Source organism: Pseudomonas sivasensis (genome assembly GCF_013778505.1).
GTDB lineage: Bacteria > Pseudomonadota > Gammaproteobacteria > Pseudomonadales > Pseudomonadaceae > Aquipseudomonas > Aquipseudomonas sivasensis.
The window spans coordinates 255,939-271,949 of sequence record NZ_JAAOWU010000001.1; the positions used below are offsets into that span (position 1 = coordinate 255,939).

Below are 16,011 nucleotides of genomic sequence, written 5' to 3' on the forward strand. Positions count from 1 at the left end.
CCGGGCTTTCCTTACTGGCGCAGAATGCCGGATCGACCTGAGAGTCCGAACCCAAGGAAACCGTATGAGCCTGTCCTTGCTAAGCCGTTACGCCTTCTTTGCCGTGTGCGTCATTTTCACCCTCGCCAGCCTTCCCTTTATCCAACACGAATGGCTGTGGCCCATCACCCTGGTCACCGGCGTGTTGAGCCTGATCGGTATCTTCGACCTGTTGCAAAGTCCCCACGCGGTGCGCCGCAACTACCCGATCCTGGGCAATATCCGTTACCTGGTAGAAGCCATCCGCCCGGAAATCCGCCAGTACCTGCTGGAGTCCGACAGCGACGCCCTGCCCTTCTCGCGTTCGCAACGCTCACTGGTTTACTCGCGGGCCAAGAACGAAACCGCCGACAAGCCCTTCGGCACCCTGATTGACGTGTATCAGGCGGGCTTCGAATTTATCGGCCACTCCATGCGCCCCTCGCCGTTGAGTGACCCCAGCGCCTTTCGCGTGATGGTCGGCGGTCCGCAGTGCACACAGCCGTACTCGGCGTCAGTGTTCAACATATCGGCGATGAGCTTTGGTTCATTGAGTGCCAACGCCATCCGCGCGCTCAACCAGGGCGCCAAGCTGGGCAACTTCGCCCATGACACTGGCGAAGGCAGCATCAGCCCCTATCACCGCGAAAACGGCGGTGACCTGACCTGGGAACTGGGCAGCGGTTACTTCGGCTGCCGCACCAGCGACGGCCGCTTCGACCCGGAGCGCTTTGCCGTGCAGGCGCAGAACCCACAGGTGCGCATGATCGAAATCAAGATGAGCCAGGGCGCAAAACCCGGCCATGGCGGGATCTTGCCCAAGCATAAGGTGACTAAAGAAATCGCCGAGACCCGTGGCATCCTGATGGGCGAAGACTGCATCTCGCCGTCGCGCCACAGTGCGTTCTCCACGCCCATCGAACTGATGCAATTCATCGCCCAACTGCGCGAGCTGTCCGGCGGCAAGCCGGTAGGTTTCAAGTTCTGCCTGGGCCACCCGTGGGAATTCATGGGCATCGCCAAGGCCATGCTCGAAACCGGCATCCTTCCGGACTTTATCGTGGTAGACGGCAAAGAAGGCGGCACCGGCGCGGCGCCCGTGGAGTTCACCGACCATATCGGCGTGCCGCTGCGTGAAGGCCTGTTGTTTGTGCACAACACCCTGGTGGGCCTGAACCTGCGCGACAAGATCAAGCTCGGCGCCAGCGGCAAGATCGTCAGCGCCTTCGACATCGCCAGCGTCCTGGCCATCGGCGCCGACTGGGCCAACTCGGCGCGCGGCTTCATGTTCGCCATCGGCTGCATCCAATCGCAAAGCTGTCACACCAACAAATGCCCCACCGGCGTCGCCACCCAAGACCCGCTGCGCCAGCGCGCCCTGGTGGTGCCGGACAAGGCCCAGCGTGTGTTCAACTTCCACCGCAACACGCTCAAGGCCCTGGCCGAGATGCTCGCGGCGGCAGGCCTGGATCATCCGTCGCAACTGTCGGCCAAGCACCTGGTGCGGCGCATGTCGGCGACCGAGATCAAGTTGTTCTCGCAGTTGCATGTGTTCCTCAAGCCCGGCGAGTTGCTCACCGGCGAGGTGAACGGCGAATTCTATTCGCGGATGTGGCAGATGGCGCGTGCGGACAGTTTTGAGCCCCACGACGTAGCCGCGGCTTAAGGACGCTAACCATGCTGAAGGTCATCGCTGAAGATTTCATCAAGCCCGAACACCTCGACACGGTACGTCCCTGGTACGCCGAACTGGTGGAAAAAACCCGCCAGGAACCGCTGTGCATCGCCTACGACCTGTTTGTCGATCAGGACGACCCCGGGCACTTCATTTTCATTGAGCAATGGCCCGACCAGGCCGCGCTCGACACGCATTGCCAGACCGAACACTTTACCCGGCTGGTGCCGCAGATAAACGAGCACCAGGCCAAGCCATGCAAAGTGCTGTTGATGGATGCGTTCTGACCCAGCCTTTCCAGACTGAACCGGACCACCGAGGGCATCGTTGTTAACGAAATCCCCGGAGAGACGGTTCAGTTGTACCTTGTTAAAGCAGCCTCCTCTCATGCCGTACTCCCCGATACCCAGGGCACGTCAGAGATCATTGACGTCTAGAGACATTCAGTAATATCCAGCCTTTGCAATTGCTTGGAAATACCGCCAACCTGCGCCCGCCCGACCTGCGGCGTACGACAATTCGCGCCTGCGCCTGTCATTACTAAACCTTTCGTCAAAGAGCCCGCTGCCATGCTGAACGGACGCGACCCGCGCATCGATTTTTTTCGGGGCCTGGCGTTGATCTTCATTTTTTGGGATCACGTTCCCCACAATCCCCTCGGCCAGATCACCCTACGCAATTTCGGTTTCAGCGATGCGGCCGAAGTCTTCGTGTTCCTCGCCGGCTACGCCGCTGTGCTGGCCTACGGCAAGATCCTGCAGCGTGACGGCTATTGGTTCGCCACGCTGAAGATCCTGCGCCGTACCTGGGTGTTGTACGTGGTGCACATCTTCTTGCTGGCGATGCTGATGGGCATCGTGTTCTTCGCCAACAGCCATGTGGAAACCCGCGACCTCGTCGAGGAGATGGGCCTGACGCACTTCGTCACCCACCCGCAGCAGGCGCTGACCGATGAACTTCTGCTGCGCTTCAAGCCCAACCTGATGGACCCGCTGCCGTTGTATATCGTGCTGCTCGGTGGTTTGCCGCTGGTGTTGCCGCTGTTGCTGCGCAAGACCTGGCTGGTGGTGGGCGCGTCGATGACGGTGTACCTGCTGGCGCCGTGGATGGGCTGGAACCTGCGGGCGATTGCCGACGGCGTGTGGTACTTCAACCCGGTGACCTGGCAGTTTCTGTTCATCCTCGGTGGCGCGGCGGCGATTCATGCCAGCCGCGAGCGCCCGGCCGAACTGCGGCCACTGCGCCGGCAGCCGTTGTTCATGGCGGCGGCGATCTACACCCTGGCTGCAGCGGTGCTGACACTGTCGTGGCGCTGGCCCGAAGTGCACGATACGTGGATGCCATCGGCGGTCAGCGATCTGATCTACCCAATCAGCAAGACCGACCTGTCGCCGCTGCGCCTGCTGCACTTCCTCGCACTGGCGTATGTCACCGCCAAGCTGTTGCCCGGACGCGGCTGGACCGACAACTGGCTGGCGCAGCACACCTGCCGCATGGGCCGTTATTCACTGGAAGTGTTTTGCCTGGGCGTCGTGCTGGCACCGTTGGCCGACATGGTCAATGCGATGGCTGGCGATGCGCTGCTGATGCAACTGCTGACAGCGCTGGTCGGCGCTTCATTGATGGTGATGATGGGGTTGTGGCTGGAATTCAACAAGCGCCTGGATCAGTCGCACAAGCTGGTCACACAGGCCAGCTGAAAGGTAAGGCCCGCCGCACGCAGCGGGCCTTGCCAGGCGTCAGGCGTCAGGCGGAGTGCACTGGCGCCGCGTTGGCGGTGTTCGGTTGCAGCTTGAACACGTAGAACAACACGGTCAGCAGCACCAGGAACACCGGACCGACGTACAGCGCGATGCGGGTGTCCGGGAAGTACGCCATCAGGCCCACCACCAGCACCAGAAATGCCAGCGCCAGGTACGAACTGACCGGGTACAGCCACATGCGGTACTTCAGGGCTTTCTGCTCGGCCGGGCTCAGGCTCTTGCGAAACTTGAGCTGGGCCAACAGGATCATCACCCAGGTCCAGATTGCGCCGAAGGTGGCGATGGACGTGACCCAGACGAAAACTTTCTCCGGCACCAGGTAGTTGAGCAGCACGCCGAGCAGCAAGGCGAAGATCGACAGCAGCAAGGCTTTGCGCGGCACGCCGTTGCTCGACGTGGTGGCGAACGCGGCCGGCGCCTGGCCGTTCTGCGCCAGGCTGTAGAGCATGCGCCCGGTGCTGAAGATGCCGCCGTTGCACGACGACAGCGCCGCCGTGATCACCACGAAGTTGATGATGCCCGCTGCGGTCTTGATGCCCAGACGCTCGAAGGTCATCACGAACGGGCTGCCCTGGGTGCCGATTTCATTCCACGGGTAGATCGACAGGATCACGAACAACGCGCCCACGTAGAACAACAGGATGCGCCAGAACACCGACCCGATTGCGCTCGGAATAGTCTTCTGCGGGTTGCGCGCTTCACCGGCGGTGAGGCCGATCATCTCCACGCCGAGGTAGGCGAACATCACCATCTGCAGCGACATCAGCACACCCTGCACGCCATTGGGCATGAAGCCGCCATGGGCCCACAGGTTCGAAATCCCCAGCGCCACGCCGTCGTTGCCAAAGCCGAAGGCGATGATGCCGACGCCGCCGATCACCATGGCAATGATGGTGACGATCTTGATCAGCGCGAACCAGAACTCGAACTCACCAAAGGCTTTTACCGCGATCAGGTTGATGGTGCCCATGCTGATCAGCGCCGCCAGGGCCCAGATCCAGCGCGGGGTGTCGGGGAACCACACGCCCATGTACACCGCCACGGCGGTGATCTCGGCCACACAGGTCACCAGCCACAGGAACCAATAATTCCAGCCGGTCAGAAAGCCCGCCAACGGGCCGAGATAATCCTGGGCATAACGACTGAACGAGCCGGCCACCGGGTTATGCACGGCCATTTCGCCGAGGGCGCGCATGATCACCAGGATGGCCAGGCCGCCGATGATGTAGGAGAGCATGATGGCCGGGCCGGCCATTTCGATGGCCTTGGCCGAGCCGAGGAACAGGCCGACACCGATACAGGCGCCGAGCGCCATCAGGCGGATATGCCGCTCACCCAGTTCGCGTTTGAGCGGGCCGCCCGAAGCGGTCTCGCCATGGGGCAGGTGGTTGCCGACTGGCATAGGAATACAACCTCGTCTTGTTATTGGATATGAGCCTCCGAGTCCAGCACGTCGCGGCGGGTCTGCCGTGACATGCCATCGCCGGTTCACCTTGTGGGCAAACCGGTCCGGCGGGGCCAGATCGGGGGGATGCAGTATAAAAAGCTCAACCCAGTGATTTTCACTCTATAAAAGGCAATATTCAGCGGGAATTGCCGCCTTAATACGATTTAGCGGTGGGAGTATCGCACACCAATGGTGCGACCCTTCAAGCCACCTACGCTGTCATCGGGCTTTGCCCATGCCCGGCCCGGTCGACAAATTCCTCACGCAAGCCAATCAGCGTCTACGCTTGAGACAAGTCCGATCAATCTGCCGGGATGGGATCAATCGACTATGGGCGCTTTATGGCAAACCGATTCAACCAAAGCTGCGGCGCCTGCCGACAGCGAGGATGAACAGCCATTGCCACGACGCCCCCGCAAGCGGTTGTACAGGTGGCGAATGGTGTGGCTGCTACTGGTGATCGCGCTGATTGCCGCAGCGTATGTCGCCCAGCGCGAAATGCGCAGCGCCGACTGGCAGTCCCGCGAACTGAGCCGTCTGGCCACGACCCTCAGCTACACGGTGGAGCCCGGCGCCAGCGACCGCATCGTTTACCCCGGTGAAGGGCCCTTCGACAAACGCCTGGGCTACAGCGCCATCGATGAATTCCTGCCACGCCTGCTCAAGCGCAATTTCCTGATCCAGAGCCAGGCGCAGTTTTCCGACGCCTTGATGGACTACACCGCCCATGGGCTGTTTGTGCCCTACGCCGAAAAAATCCAGGCCGGCCTGTCGATCAACGACTGCCGCGCCACGCCGCTGTACCAGTTCAGCTACCCCCAGCAGTTTTACCCGGATTTCACCGCGATCCCGCCGGTGGTGGTCAGCAGCCTGCTGTTCATCGAAAACCGTGACCTGCTGGACCCCGCACAGCCCCAGGCCAACCCGGCGGTGGATTGGCCGCGCTTCGCCAAGGCCGCGTGGTCGCAAGTCGCCCGCGTGCTGCACCTGCCCGGGCAAAGCGCCGGCGGCAGCACCCTCGCCACCCAACTGGAAAAATACCGCCACTCCCCCGACGGCCTGACCCTGTCCGGTAGCGAGAAGCTGCGCCAGATGTTTTCTGCCAGCGTGCGCGCCTACCAGGACGGCCCGCAGACCTTGCTCGCGCGCCAGAACATCGTGCGCGATTACCTCAACAGCGTGCCGCTGTCCGCTGTGCCTGGCCATGGTGAAGTGCACGGCATGGCCGAAGGTCTGCGGGTGTGGTACGGCGCCGACTTCAAGCGCACCAATGCGCTGCTGGCCGACGCCGGCACTGGCAACCTCGAGCAAAAAGGTGTGGCCCTGCGCGAAGTCTTGTCGCTGATGATCGCCCAGCGCCGGCCGTCCCATTACTTGTCCAAAGGCCGCCCGGAACTTGCGGACCTGACCGACAGCCACCTGCGTCTGCTCAAACAGAACGGCGTCATTGAACCGGCCCTGGCCGATGCCGCGCTGGCGAGTCAGGTGACGTACCGCGACTGGCAGCAGCAACCGACCTTGCAACCGATCGAGACCAACAAGGGCATCAGCGTTGCGCGCAGTCGCCTGGCCGCGCTGCTCAACCGATCGCTGTACGACCTCGACCGCCTCGATCTGGCCGCCACCAGCACCTTGCAGAACGACCTGCAAACCCAGGCCACCGCCTACCTCAAGCAGCTCGCTGACCCTGCCTTCGCCGCGCAACTGGGTCTGCTCGGGCCACGGCTGCTGACGCCGGCCAGCACCGCGCAAGTGCGCTACAGCTTCACCCTCTACGAGATGACCGCCGACGGCGCACGGGTGCGTGTGCAGACCGACAACACCGACCAACCCTTCGACATCAACGAGAGCAGCAAGCTGGAGTTGGGCTCCACCGCCAAGCTACGGGTGCTGACCACCTATTTGCAGATCATCAGCGAACTGCATGATCGCTATGGCGCACAGCCCGCCGCCGCACTGAAAAAAGTCAGCGTCGACGAGCAGGATCGCCTGTCGCGCTGGGCCGTGGACTACTTGGCGCAAAGCACCGACCGCAGCCTGCCGAAGATGCTCGACGCAGCCCTCGACCGGCAGTATTCCGCCAGCCCTGGCGAGAGCTTTTTCACCGGTGGCGGCCTGCACCGCTTCCACAATTTTCGCAACGAAGACAATGGTCGCAGCCCGAGCCTGCGCGATGCCCTGCGCGAGTCGATCAACCTGCCGTTCATTCGCCTGATGCGCGACCTGGTGCGTTACAGCACCTACCACGGCCCCAACAACAGCGCCGAGTTGCTCAAGGACGACAGCGACCCGCGCCGCCAGGAATACCTGGCCCAGTTCGCCGACCGTGAGGGCACCACCTTTCTGCTGCGTTTCTGGAAACGCTACCGCAACAAGGACACCCAGGCGCGGCTCGACACCTTCCTCGACAGCATGCACCCCACCGCCATACGCCTGGCCGCCGTGCACCGCTACCTGCTGCCCCAGGCCAGCCAGCAGAGTTTCAACGGGTTCGTGCGCGCTCACCTCAAGAGCAAGGAACCGGAAAAACTCAGCGACGAGCGCCTGACCAAGCTCTATCAGGCCTACGGCCCGGGCGCCTACGACCTGCCGGACCAAGGCTACATCGCCAAGGTCCATCCGCTGGAATTGTGGCTGCTCGGCTACTTGCTGGAACACCCCGACGCCACCTTCACCCAGGCCGTCGCCGCCAGTGAGCATGAGCGCCAGGAAGTCTATGGCTGGCTGTTCAAGAGCCGCCACAAGAGCGCCCGTGACAGTCGCATCCGCACCATGCTGGAAATCGAAGCGTTTCTGGATATTCACCAGCGCTGGCAGGCAGTCGGCTACCCCTTCGACCATCTGGTGCCATCGCTGGCCACGGCCATCGGCAGCTCCGGCGACCGCCCCGCTGCGCTGGCGGAATTGGTGGGGATCATCCTCAATGACGGCGTACGCGAACCGACCCTGCGCATCGACAGCCTGCATTTTGCCGCCGACACCCCCTATGAAACCCGCCTGGTCAACAACCCCGATCGCGGCAAACGCGTCATGCCTAGCGAAGTCGCCACCGCCCTGCGTGGCGCGTTGTCGCAAGTGGTGGACGCCGGCACCGCCAAACGCGTGGCCGGCAGTTTCAAGCTGACTGACGGCACACCCTTGATCATGGGCGGCAAGACCGGTACCGGCGACAACCGCATCGAAGCCATCGGCGCCGGTGGGCGTGTGCTCAGTTCCAAGTCCATCAACCGCACCGCGACGTTCGTGTTCTACATCGGCGAGCACCACTTCGGCACCCTCACCGCATTCGTTCCGGGCATTTCGGCGCAGCAATTCACGTTCACGTCGGCGCTGCCGGTGCAGGTGCTCAAGGGTATGGCACCGATCCTCACGCCTTACCTGCAACCCGACGCGCAGACCCTGTGCCAACCGCCGAAACAGGGTGTTAGTTATGCGCATCTTTCATTCGAATAACGGGTGCTCAACGCACCGAACCGCCCAGGATTTTGAGCTTTTGTTCTAGTCTTCAGTGGATACGCTAATGGCTTCAAATCCCTTAGCGAGCGCCATTGCATGCCCGAATCCCCCCCTCCTGCCAGTCCTCTGGCAACGCCCTACAAGGGGCCTCATTACGCGCTGATACAGCAGAGAATTCCCGACTGGCTCACCACCGCCGTCCCCGCCCGAATCAGCCTGTTCAACAGCACCACGCTGTCCCGACCGGACTGGTACGCCAGCGCCTCACCCGATCAACACACCACGCTGCAGCTGGCGAATGCCGAGGGCTGGCGCGCACAAAACGCCGTGGACCAACACCTTCGCGACGTGCAGGACCTGTATGGTTTTTCCGAGCCGCTGTTGCAGGAGGCCATCCGCGAAAAACACGGCCTGGATCTGAACGTCAAAACCACCTACCTCAACCTGTATATCCCCACGCAACTGCCCTGGTATGCGTTGGATATTTCCAAGGGGGCGACCACCCGCAGAGTGTCGTTGCTGGATGCGGCGTTGCATAACTTCGCCGCCGGTGAAAGCTTTGAAAAAGACTCCTGCTACATCACCCAACCGGACGCCCGAGGCCACTTCGACATCCTGCCACTGGCCGAGCGAATGCCCCTTCTGCAGTTCAAGACGCTGTGCCGCGAACTGAACCTCGGCGCCCGCTATCAACAGCACCTGAACCAGCATCTGTTGCCGACCGACCTCGCGCTGCGCGCCACGCTCAAGACCCGCATCATTGCCAGCCAAAAGGCCGCGCTCAAGGCTGCCGCGCAATTGGCCGTGCTGAAAAAGGACCTGGGGCCCGCGGCGTGCGCAGTGCTGCTGCAAGCGCTGCGCGGTGAGCGTGGGGTGCTGCAGTTCTACCGTTTGAACATCCTGGATGCGCCACTGGCCGGCATACTGCTGATTGCGGCGGATTTGGACCGCGTGTCCAGCGTGTCGAAACTGATCGCCTACATCCCTCATGACCCCGAAAGTCCCGTCAAGGAATACGACTCCAGCGTGGCGTTCATGACGGATCTGACACGCAAGCTGCACGCCAACGCAGCGATCCCATCACGCGGCCAGCAAACCTATCAGCAGTTCTTCAGCGAGTTTGTCGGGCATAACCAACGCGGGCACTTCTTTGCCGGGCTGGGCCAACGGCTGCCATTTTCAGCCATCAGGATCGACGCAGACCTGTGGGAACACCGCTACCAGCAGGCGCTGAATAAAATCCTCAATGACGGGCGCAGCATGGCGGTGTCCACCTCCGATGCCGACCGCGCCGAGCGCTGGGCCTGGTGGGACAACGCCACGAAAATGATCACGGATATTTTCAACGCCGCCCTGATGGTGATCACGCCGTTCGTGCCGTTTCTCGGTGAGTTGATGCTGGCCTACACCGTTTATCAATTGAGCAGCGAGATCATTGAAGGGGTCGTCGACCTGGCCGAGGGCCAATATCGCGAAGCCGCCGAACATGTGGTGAGCGTGACCAGCGAAGTGGTGCAACTGGGCACGTTTGCCGCCGGCGCCGCCGTGGGCGGTGCGTTGCGGCGCTCACTGTTCGTCGATGATCTGCGGGTGGTCGAGGTCAACGGGCAACCACGCCTGTGGAACCCGGATCTGGCGCCCTATGCCCGGCATGATCTGCAATTGCCGGCCGATGCACAGCCCGACGCGCTGGGTCTTCACGAGCATCAGAACCAACGCATCCTGCGCCTGAAGGACCGCCATTACGTGGTCGCGCACGAGGCCGCCAGTGACACCTACCGCATCCAGCACCCGACCCGCCCCGAGGCCTATTCCCCGCGACTCGAACACAATGACAACGGCGCCTGGCTGCATGAAGGAGAAGACCCGCGCACCTGGGACAGCGCGGCGCTGCACGAGCGCCTTGGTCCTCTTCTGGTGGAAGGCCTCACTCCCGCGCAACGGGCACAAGCCTGCGCCACCAGCGGAACTCACGACGGCGCCCTGCGCATGATGTATGCCGACCGCTCACCTCCTCCGTCACTTCTGGCCGACAGCCTCAAGCGCCTGCAACTGCGTCGGCACGTCGAACAGACACCCCAGCGCATCCGCACCGGCGCCCCGGCCGAGCTGCCGACCAACTGGTCGGTGCAAACCACCACTGAGTTACCTGGCTGGCCGTCGCACAAAGCCATCGACGTGTTCATCGAACCGGACCTGAGCGGCTACGCCATGCGTTATGGCGCCGCCGATGCATTGCCCGCCGACACCCTGAACATCAGCCATGCGCAGGTGCAGGCTGGCTCGTTGCCAGAGCAAGTCCTCGCGTTTCTCAGCGAAAAGGAACTCGACGCCCTGCTGCCCTCGCCCCTGCCCGAGACCCAAACCGCGCGGGTCGCTGCGCTGCGCAACCAACTGGCCGATCGGCTCACGCCACACACCGTTGCGATGTTCAATCACCTCTACAGCGCACGCGAAGTGCTCGACACCCCTCACGGTCAACTGATTCAACAGCAGTTCCCGCAGTTGCCCGCAGAGCTGGTGACGACGCTGCTACTGCGCACATCGCCCCAGGAACTGGACGTGATGAGCCGTGAACAGCGCATCCCTCTGCGCCTGAAAAACCTCGCCCGGGAACTGGCCAACGAAGTCCGCGCCAGCCACGCCAGTGAAGGCTTGCATGACGATGCCCTACTGACGCCGGACACCGAGCGCATGGTCCTCAATCTCCTGCGTCTGAACACCGATGCTTTGGGGGACCTGAGTATCGCCATCCATGAGCAATCGCCGGAGGGCGCCTTGCGGTGTCGGGTAGGCCCGGCGGCGGCCGCCACACAGAAAGTCCTGATCTACCAGGGTCAGGGCCGCTACCGGATCCACGGGGTACCGGCGTCGACACCGCCCGCGCACTACCGTTTTTTCGAAGCGCTATTGCGCGTGCTTCCTGACGGGGCTGTTGATTTGCGCCCTGGCCAGGGTGAAAACCTCAAGGCCTGGCTCAGGGCGCAACTTGAACCATTGGCCGTGCGCCGCACCCTGCTGGAACCGCCGACCGGGCGCCTGGCCGACGACCGCAGCACCCAACGCCTGCTGCAGAAACCTGGCTTCGAGGCCTTCCGCCGCCTGTTTCGCAGGCAACCCACCCCGGCACCGACGCCCGCAGAGACCCTGACCAAGCTGTGCCCACGACTGAACGCAGAAGAGATCGCCAGCGTCTCGCCGTTCCTCGACACTGCGCAAGGTAAGGCGCTGCTGGGCACGCTGGAGGCCGACCACCGGTTGCTGGGCGAAGACCTGCGCAGCCTCCGCAAACAGCGTCCTCTCGGTGCGGTCGGCAGCGTGCTCGCGCAAAACGAGCTGCTCATGCGCGGGCTGATCATCAAAGAGTTGCAAAGCTGCTGGGAAGACGGCGCTTACCTGCGCATGGTGCCGCCACAACCACAGCCGCGCGGCACGCTCCTGGACTTGAGCAATCTGGTGCTGGGGCGCTACGTGCAACACATGGAGCCGCTGCGGGCGGACTTCAGCCATGTCACCCGCCTGAACCTGAGCGGCACGCGTCTGAAGGACGAGGAAATGGGCTTTCTCGACAATTTCCCCGCCACGCGCATCGTCGACCTGTCCGAGAATGAACTGACCGGCGTGCCGTCCCAACTGACCGACATGAAAGCACTGACCGCGCTGAACCTGCGCGACAACCCTATCCGCTGGGGCCGCTACGACTACGAGGCACTCAAGCACCTGCCCTTGCTCCGCTCGCTGAACCTGGAGGGCAACGCATTGATGAGCGTGCCGCCGGACATCGGCCCGCTGCCCGAACTGCGGCGACTGACCTTGCGCAGGACCGGCATCAGCCAATGGCCGGCGGGCCTCGACAGTCCAAGGCTGGCCATCCCTGAGTTGGACCTGACCCACACCCGAATCACCAGCGTTCCACCGTTCGCCGAAGATTCGGTGGGCGCCCGCATCGTCGCCAGCAGTTGGCTCGACCGCAGCCGCCTGGAACCGGCAGACGAAGATCGCGTGGTCGCGTATCGGCGTGCCTTCGGTTTCGATCCCTACCGCACCACGCCGCGCAGCAAGCCGTCCGACCGTGAATACTGGCTGATTGGCTTGAGCGGCGAGGCGCGCGACGAGGCCATCAAAGTCTGGGAGGACGTGGAACAGGAGCATGGCTCCCAGGGCTTGTTTGACCTGTTCAAACTGCTGCGTCCACCCGTGGAGTTCCAGACCGAGATCGACGCGCAACTGTTCCAGCAGGGGCGGGAAGATTTGGCCATCCGGGTGTGGCAGTTGCTGTTCACGGTGGACCAGAACCCGAGCTTTCGTGAACGCATCTTCAGCCTGGCCGCGACGCCGCCCAATTGCGCGGATGCCGGCGCGCATATCTTCAATCGCATGGGCGTCGAAACCCTGCTTGAGCAGATCCTCAAGGACGACGCCCCACAGGCTATGCTCCAGCGCGAAAGCCGCCTGGTAAAACTGGCGCGGCAAGCCTGGCGCCTGGACCAAGTCAACCGTCTGGCCCGCGAAGAAGTGCGGCGCCGTACCCTGCCGATCAACGAAGGCGGCCTGGGACAAACACTGGGCATCGGTCAAGGCCAGGTGGATGACGTGCAGGTGTATCTCGCCTATCAAACTGGGCTGAAGGCGCGCCTGGACCTGCCATGGCTGTCTGAACACATGGTGTATCGCAACACGGCCCAGGTCACTCAGGCCCATCTCGACCGAGCGGCGCACGCCATTCGCCAGCTGCAACAAGGCGATGGTCTGATCAATGGCCTGCTGGAGCAGCCGTTCTGGAGCGATTATCTGCACGAGGCCTATCTGGGCGCCTTCAACGCCCAGCGCAGGCTGCGCACGGAGGCCGGCAGCCACCTGCAGGACCTGCTCGAATTGCACGAGCAATGGGTCGCTGCGCCGACGGACAGTGTGCGCGAGCAGTTGACCCGCCTGGCCGACGATCTGGTGATCCCGTACAGCGTGGTGCTTACTGAAGAGGCGTTTTCAGACAGCACGGTGCTGGGTTTCTACGACCATATCCAGCATGACTATAACGAGCTGGCGCGGCGTTTGACCCGTGAAGCCTTGCTCAAGGCCAGCACTGAGTAGGCAATCACGGCGCCAGGAAATCGAACACCAGGTGCACCGTGCCGTAGTACTCGCCGCCGCGATAGCCGCCTTCGGGCTCTACGGCGGCGATGTCCAGCTCGGCCCGGCGTCCCACTCGAGCTTCAGCGGCGCCGACCACTTCCACCGGGTCGAGGGTCAGCGCTACCTGGTTGAACTGCACCTGCAGGTCGATACGGTTACGCCCGTTAAACAAGTACGGCTCGGCCCCAAGGCGGGCCGCGACGCCGCCGTTGAGGTGCTTGACGTCGAAGTTCTTGCGCAGGCGGCTCAGTTGCGAAGTCACCAGGTTCCACGCCAGCAGTTGGTCCTGGCCCATCCAGTCCGGTTCGGACGGCAGCACATAGGCCTCGTTTACCGGGATGGTCACCGAGACATCGAACGAGTGACGTTCCTGGATCGCCGAGGTGGGTGCGCCCGCCAGCATGCAGGCCGCCAGTACACCGAATCTTGTCAGCTGCTTGAACATCATGATCACCCGTTAGTCTTCTCGACCTTCAGCGGTTTTTTATCCAGCCCTTCCACCAGCACGAAGCTGTAACGCCGGCCCGGTTTTTTCTCGAACGTCAGTTGTCGCTCGGGCAGGATGTGGTGCTTGGTGGTGGGCACGCAGTCAGTGGGGTTGGTCACCGAACAGTCGTGGAACTCGTCGAGCACCACGGTGCTGTTGCCCGCGTTACGCAGTTGGTATTGGTCAGGCCTCTCGTTGATGCGGGTGTCGAACCGCGCATCCTTGGGCCGTACGAAAAACACCGTGCCGTAGCCGGCCATCACGTTGATCCCGGCCGCCAGGTGATCCTTGTAGTCGGCGCGCTCCTCGTCGCTGATACCGAAGTTGTCGTCCTTTTCCGGGACCACGGGGATAAAGCGCAGGCGGAAATAGCGTTCCTTGTCGCGCGGGCCCATGTACAACAGGCGCGTGCCCTGTCGGCCGTTTACCGGCACGATCAGTCGCGACGGGCTGGCCATCAGGCCGTCGCGACTGGTCGTGACGCCCTTGTCATCGATGATCGAGGGCACCGGGATTTCGCGGGTGGTGCCATCTGCGTTGTAGACAATTTCCAACACGTTGACCTTGATGAACGCGGTGCTGGTGCCGCCATTGAACACGCGCTTGAGGTAGGAACTGCGATCACTTTCGAGGTAGTCGTACACCACCCCGACGTTGATCAGCGGCCCGGCCTGGACGGTGAGCGACATCAGGCACAACCCGATCCATAACACTGCTTGTTTCATCGTTTACTTCGCCTCGTTGATTGACTGCGACGGGCCTGGCCCGCCGTTGGAGTGGGGCCGATCTAAATTTCCGAGTCCCAGATCACGGTCGCCACGCCCGAATAGGTACTGCCCGGATGGTTGAGCATGTCGGCCATGTCGTCGCGCAACACCTCGAAGTGCAAGGTGCCCGGGCGGTCGTTCACGTAGAACAGCGGCTGGAACAGTTCGGTGCCGTCACCGTCCAGGCGCAACGGGCGCTTGAGCACGGCCTGGTTACCGCGCCCATCGATGCCGCTGGGCAGCGTCACGGCGACCTGCAACGGCACCTCATCGCCATTGGCGTTGCGCAGGCCGCAGGTGTTGCCCATGACGATCGAGCATTCCAACTGCATCTTGAAACGCGAACTGGCGGCGATGCGGAAGGTCTGGTCGCGGTACAGCCGCGTGGGCGAGCGTCCACGGTTGAGCCAGGCTTGCCAGCCGCCGTCGGGGATCAGTTCGATGCGGTTGCCGCCGGGTGGGAGGTCGACTTTGAGGTCGTGCTCCACGCTCAGGGTGAAGTTGAACGTGATGGCGTTTTTATTCGGGACCATGACGTCGCCAAAGTCATAATCGCCGCCAGGGCCCATGGTGTAGGTGATGCTGCCGTAGTATTGGCCGCCGGACATGGTTAATGGGTTGGGCGTCTTGAGTTCGTAGGCGTATTCCATGGTGTTGAACCTCAGATAACTAAGGTCAACAGATGGTTGGCGACTACAGGGGCCTGCCCCTTCCGGTGTCAGCCAGAAATAGGAGGCGAAGTTGACCCCCGCTGCAATGTGGCCGGTACGCTGACAGGGGCTGGGCGCATTCGTCCATCGACTCTGCCAAGTAGCTCCCGGTATAGCCCAAGCGGATACACCCGGTGGTCGAGGGACATGCCACAGCGAACCGATGCCGGCGATCCGTAGTTGCACCGTTTCCGTTTCGCCAGTGGCGGCGTGGGTCACATGAAGATCGCGCCAGTCGGACGGCACCTTGACCATGAAACCTCTGCGCTCATCTTCATGGTTAGCCAGGATTGGCTGATTGGAAAGCGCGGAAAAGTCGTTATCCCGCAGACTGAAAATACCTAACGCCTTGCATTGGGACGGAATATGCGCCGCACAGATCGAACTGATCGGCGTGGTGTTTTCGAAGTCATTCTTCATCGGGTTGGCCGGGTCAGGCCGGAACCGCGCGGTGATGTTCTCGTCCGCCAGTGAGGCGCTGGCGCTGAACAACAGCGACGCGCCCATGGCCATGATCAAGGTGTTGAAGGGTTTCATCGTGAGTGTTCTCGTCAT

Annotated in this window: 9 protein-coding genes; 5 read left to right on the forward strand and 4 right to left on the reverse strand. The window is 62.4% G+C overall.

Features of this window, described 5'->3' with window-relative positions:
• Positions 1-64 precede the first annotated feature (64 nt).
• From G9Q84_RS01180 to G9Q84_RS01190, 3 genes are all read left to right on the forward strand, one after another.
• Positions 65-1,684, forward strand: a complete 1,620-nt coding sequence (locus tag G9Q84_RS01180; RefSeq protein ID WP_181642761.1) for an FMN-binding glutamate synthase family protein — start codon at positions 65-67, stop codon at positions 1,682-1,684.
• A gap of 11 nt (positions 1,685-1,695) precedes the next feature.
• The gene (locus G9Q84_RS01185; protein ID WP_099601205.1) at positions 1,696-1,980 is read left to right on the forward strand and encodes a putative quinol monooxygenase; all 285 of its coding nucleotides are present in this window, start codon (positions 1,696-1,698) and stop codon (positions 1,978-1,980) included.
• A gap of 282 nt (positions 1,981-2,262) precedes the next feature.
• On the forward strand, positions 2,263-3,393 hold the full coding sequence (locus G9Q84_RS01190; RefSeq protein ID WP_181642762.1) for an OpgC family protein: 1,131 nt from the start codon (positions 2,263-2,265) through the stop codon (positions 3,391-3,393).
• Between the two features lie 46 nt (positions 3,394-3,439).
• On the opposite strand, the gene G9Q84_RS01195 is transcribed toward G9Q84_RS01190, so the two are convergent.
• Entirely contained in the window at positions 3,440-4,858 is a 1,419-nt protein-coding gene (locus G9Q84_RS01195; RefSeq protein WP_032891858.1) for an amino acid permease, read from the reverse strand.
• 375 nt (positions 4,859-5,233) lie between these two features.
• Here G9Q84_RS01195 and G9Q84_RS01200 point away from each other — a divergent pair, with 375 nt between their 5' ends.
• Complete coding sequence (locus G9Q84_RS01200) at positions 5,234-8,356, forward strand: transglycosylase domain-containing protein (protein ID WP_181642763.1); 3,123 nt, start codon at positions 5,234-5,236, stop codon at positions 8,354-8,356.
• 99 nt (positions 8,357-8,455) lie between these two features.
• Positions 8,456-13,450 carry an NEL-type E3 ubiquitin ligase domain-containing protein gene (locus G9Q84_RS01205; RefSeq protein WP_181642764.1) on the forward strand — a complete coding sequence of 1,665 codons (4,995 nt, stop codon included), beginning with the start codon at positions 8,456-8,458 and terminating at the stop codon, positions 13,448-13,450.
• 4 nt (positions 13,451-13,454) lie between these two features.
• Here G9Q84_RS01205 and G9Q84_RS01210 read toward each other — a convergent pair whose 3' ends face one another.
• The 3 genes from G9Q84_RS01210 to G9Q84_RS01220 all read right to left on the reverse strand — a co-directional run bounded on the left by G9Q84_RS01210 (position 13,455) and on the right by G9Q84_RS01220 (position 16,011).
• Positions 13,455-13,937, reverse strand: a complete 483-nt coding sequence (locus G9Q84_RS01210; protein ID WP_032891885.1) for a CS1 type fimbrial major subunit — start codon at positions 13,935-13,937, stop codon at positions 13,455-13,457.
• Between the two features lie 5 nt (positions 13,938-13,942).
• Positions 13,943-14,704, reverse strand: a complete 762-nt coding sequence (locus G9Q84_RS01215; protein ID WP_032891860.1) for a pilus assembly protein — start codon at positions 14,702-14,704, stop codon at positions 13,943-13,945.
• A 62-nt stretch (positions 14,705-14,766) separates the two neighbouring features.
• Complete coding sequence (locus G9Q84_RS01220; RefSeq protein ID WP_242461383.1) at positions 14,767-16,011, reverse strand: hypothetical protein; 1,245 nt, start codon at positions 16,009-16,011, stop codon at positions 14,767-14,769.

Bases quoted from the DNA above. Each gene is read 5' to 3' on its own strand.
- G9Q84_RS01190 (WP_181642762.1), top strand. From the start codon at position 2,263: ATGCTGAACGGACGCGACCCGCGCATCGATTTTTTTCGGGGCCTGGCG.
- G9Q84_RS01210 (WP_032891885.1), bottom strand. From the start codon at position 13,937: ATGTTCAAGCAGCTGACAAGATTCGGTGTACTGGCGGCCTGCATGCTG.
- G9Q84_RS01200 (WP_181642763.1), top strand. From the start codon at position 5,234: ATGGGCGCTTTATGGCAAACCGATTCAACCAAAGCTGCGGCGCCTGCC.
- G9Q84_RS01185 (WP_099601205.1), top strand. From the start codon at position 1,696: ATGCTGAAGGTCATCGCTGAAGATTTCATCAAGCCCGAACACCTCGAC.
- G9Q84_RS01220 (WP_242461383.1), bottom strand. From the start codon at position 16,011: ATGACGAGAACACTCACGATGAAACCCTTCAACACCTTGATCATGGCC.
- G9Q84_RS01180 (WP_181642761.1), top strand. From the start codon at position 65: ATGAGCCTGTCCTTGCTAAGCCGTTACGCCTTCTTTGCCGTGTGCGTC.
- G9Q84_RS01215 (WP_032891860.1), bottom strand. From the start codon at position 14,704: ATGAAACAAGCAGTGTTATGGATCGGGTTGTGCCTGATGTCGCTCACC.
- G9Q84_RS01195 (WP_032891858.1), bottom strand. From the start codon at position 4,858: ATGCCAGTCGGCAACCACCTGCCCCATGGCGAGACCGCTTCGGGCGGC.
- G9Q84_RS01205 (WP_181642764.1), top strand. From the start codon at position 8,456: ATGCCCGAATCCCCCCCTCCTGCCAGTCCTCTGGCAACGCCCTACAAG.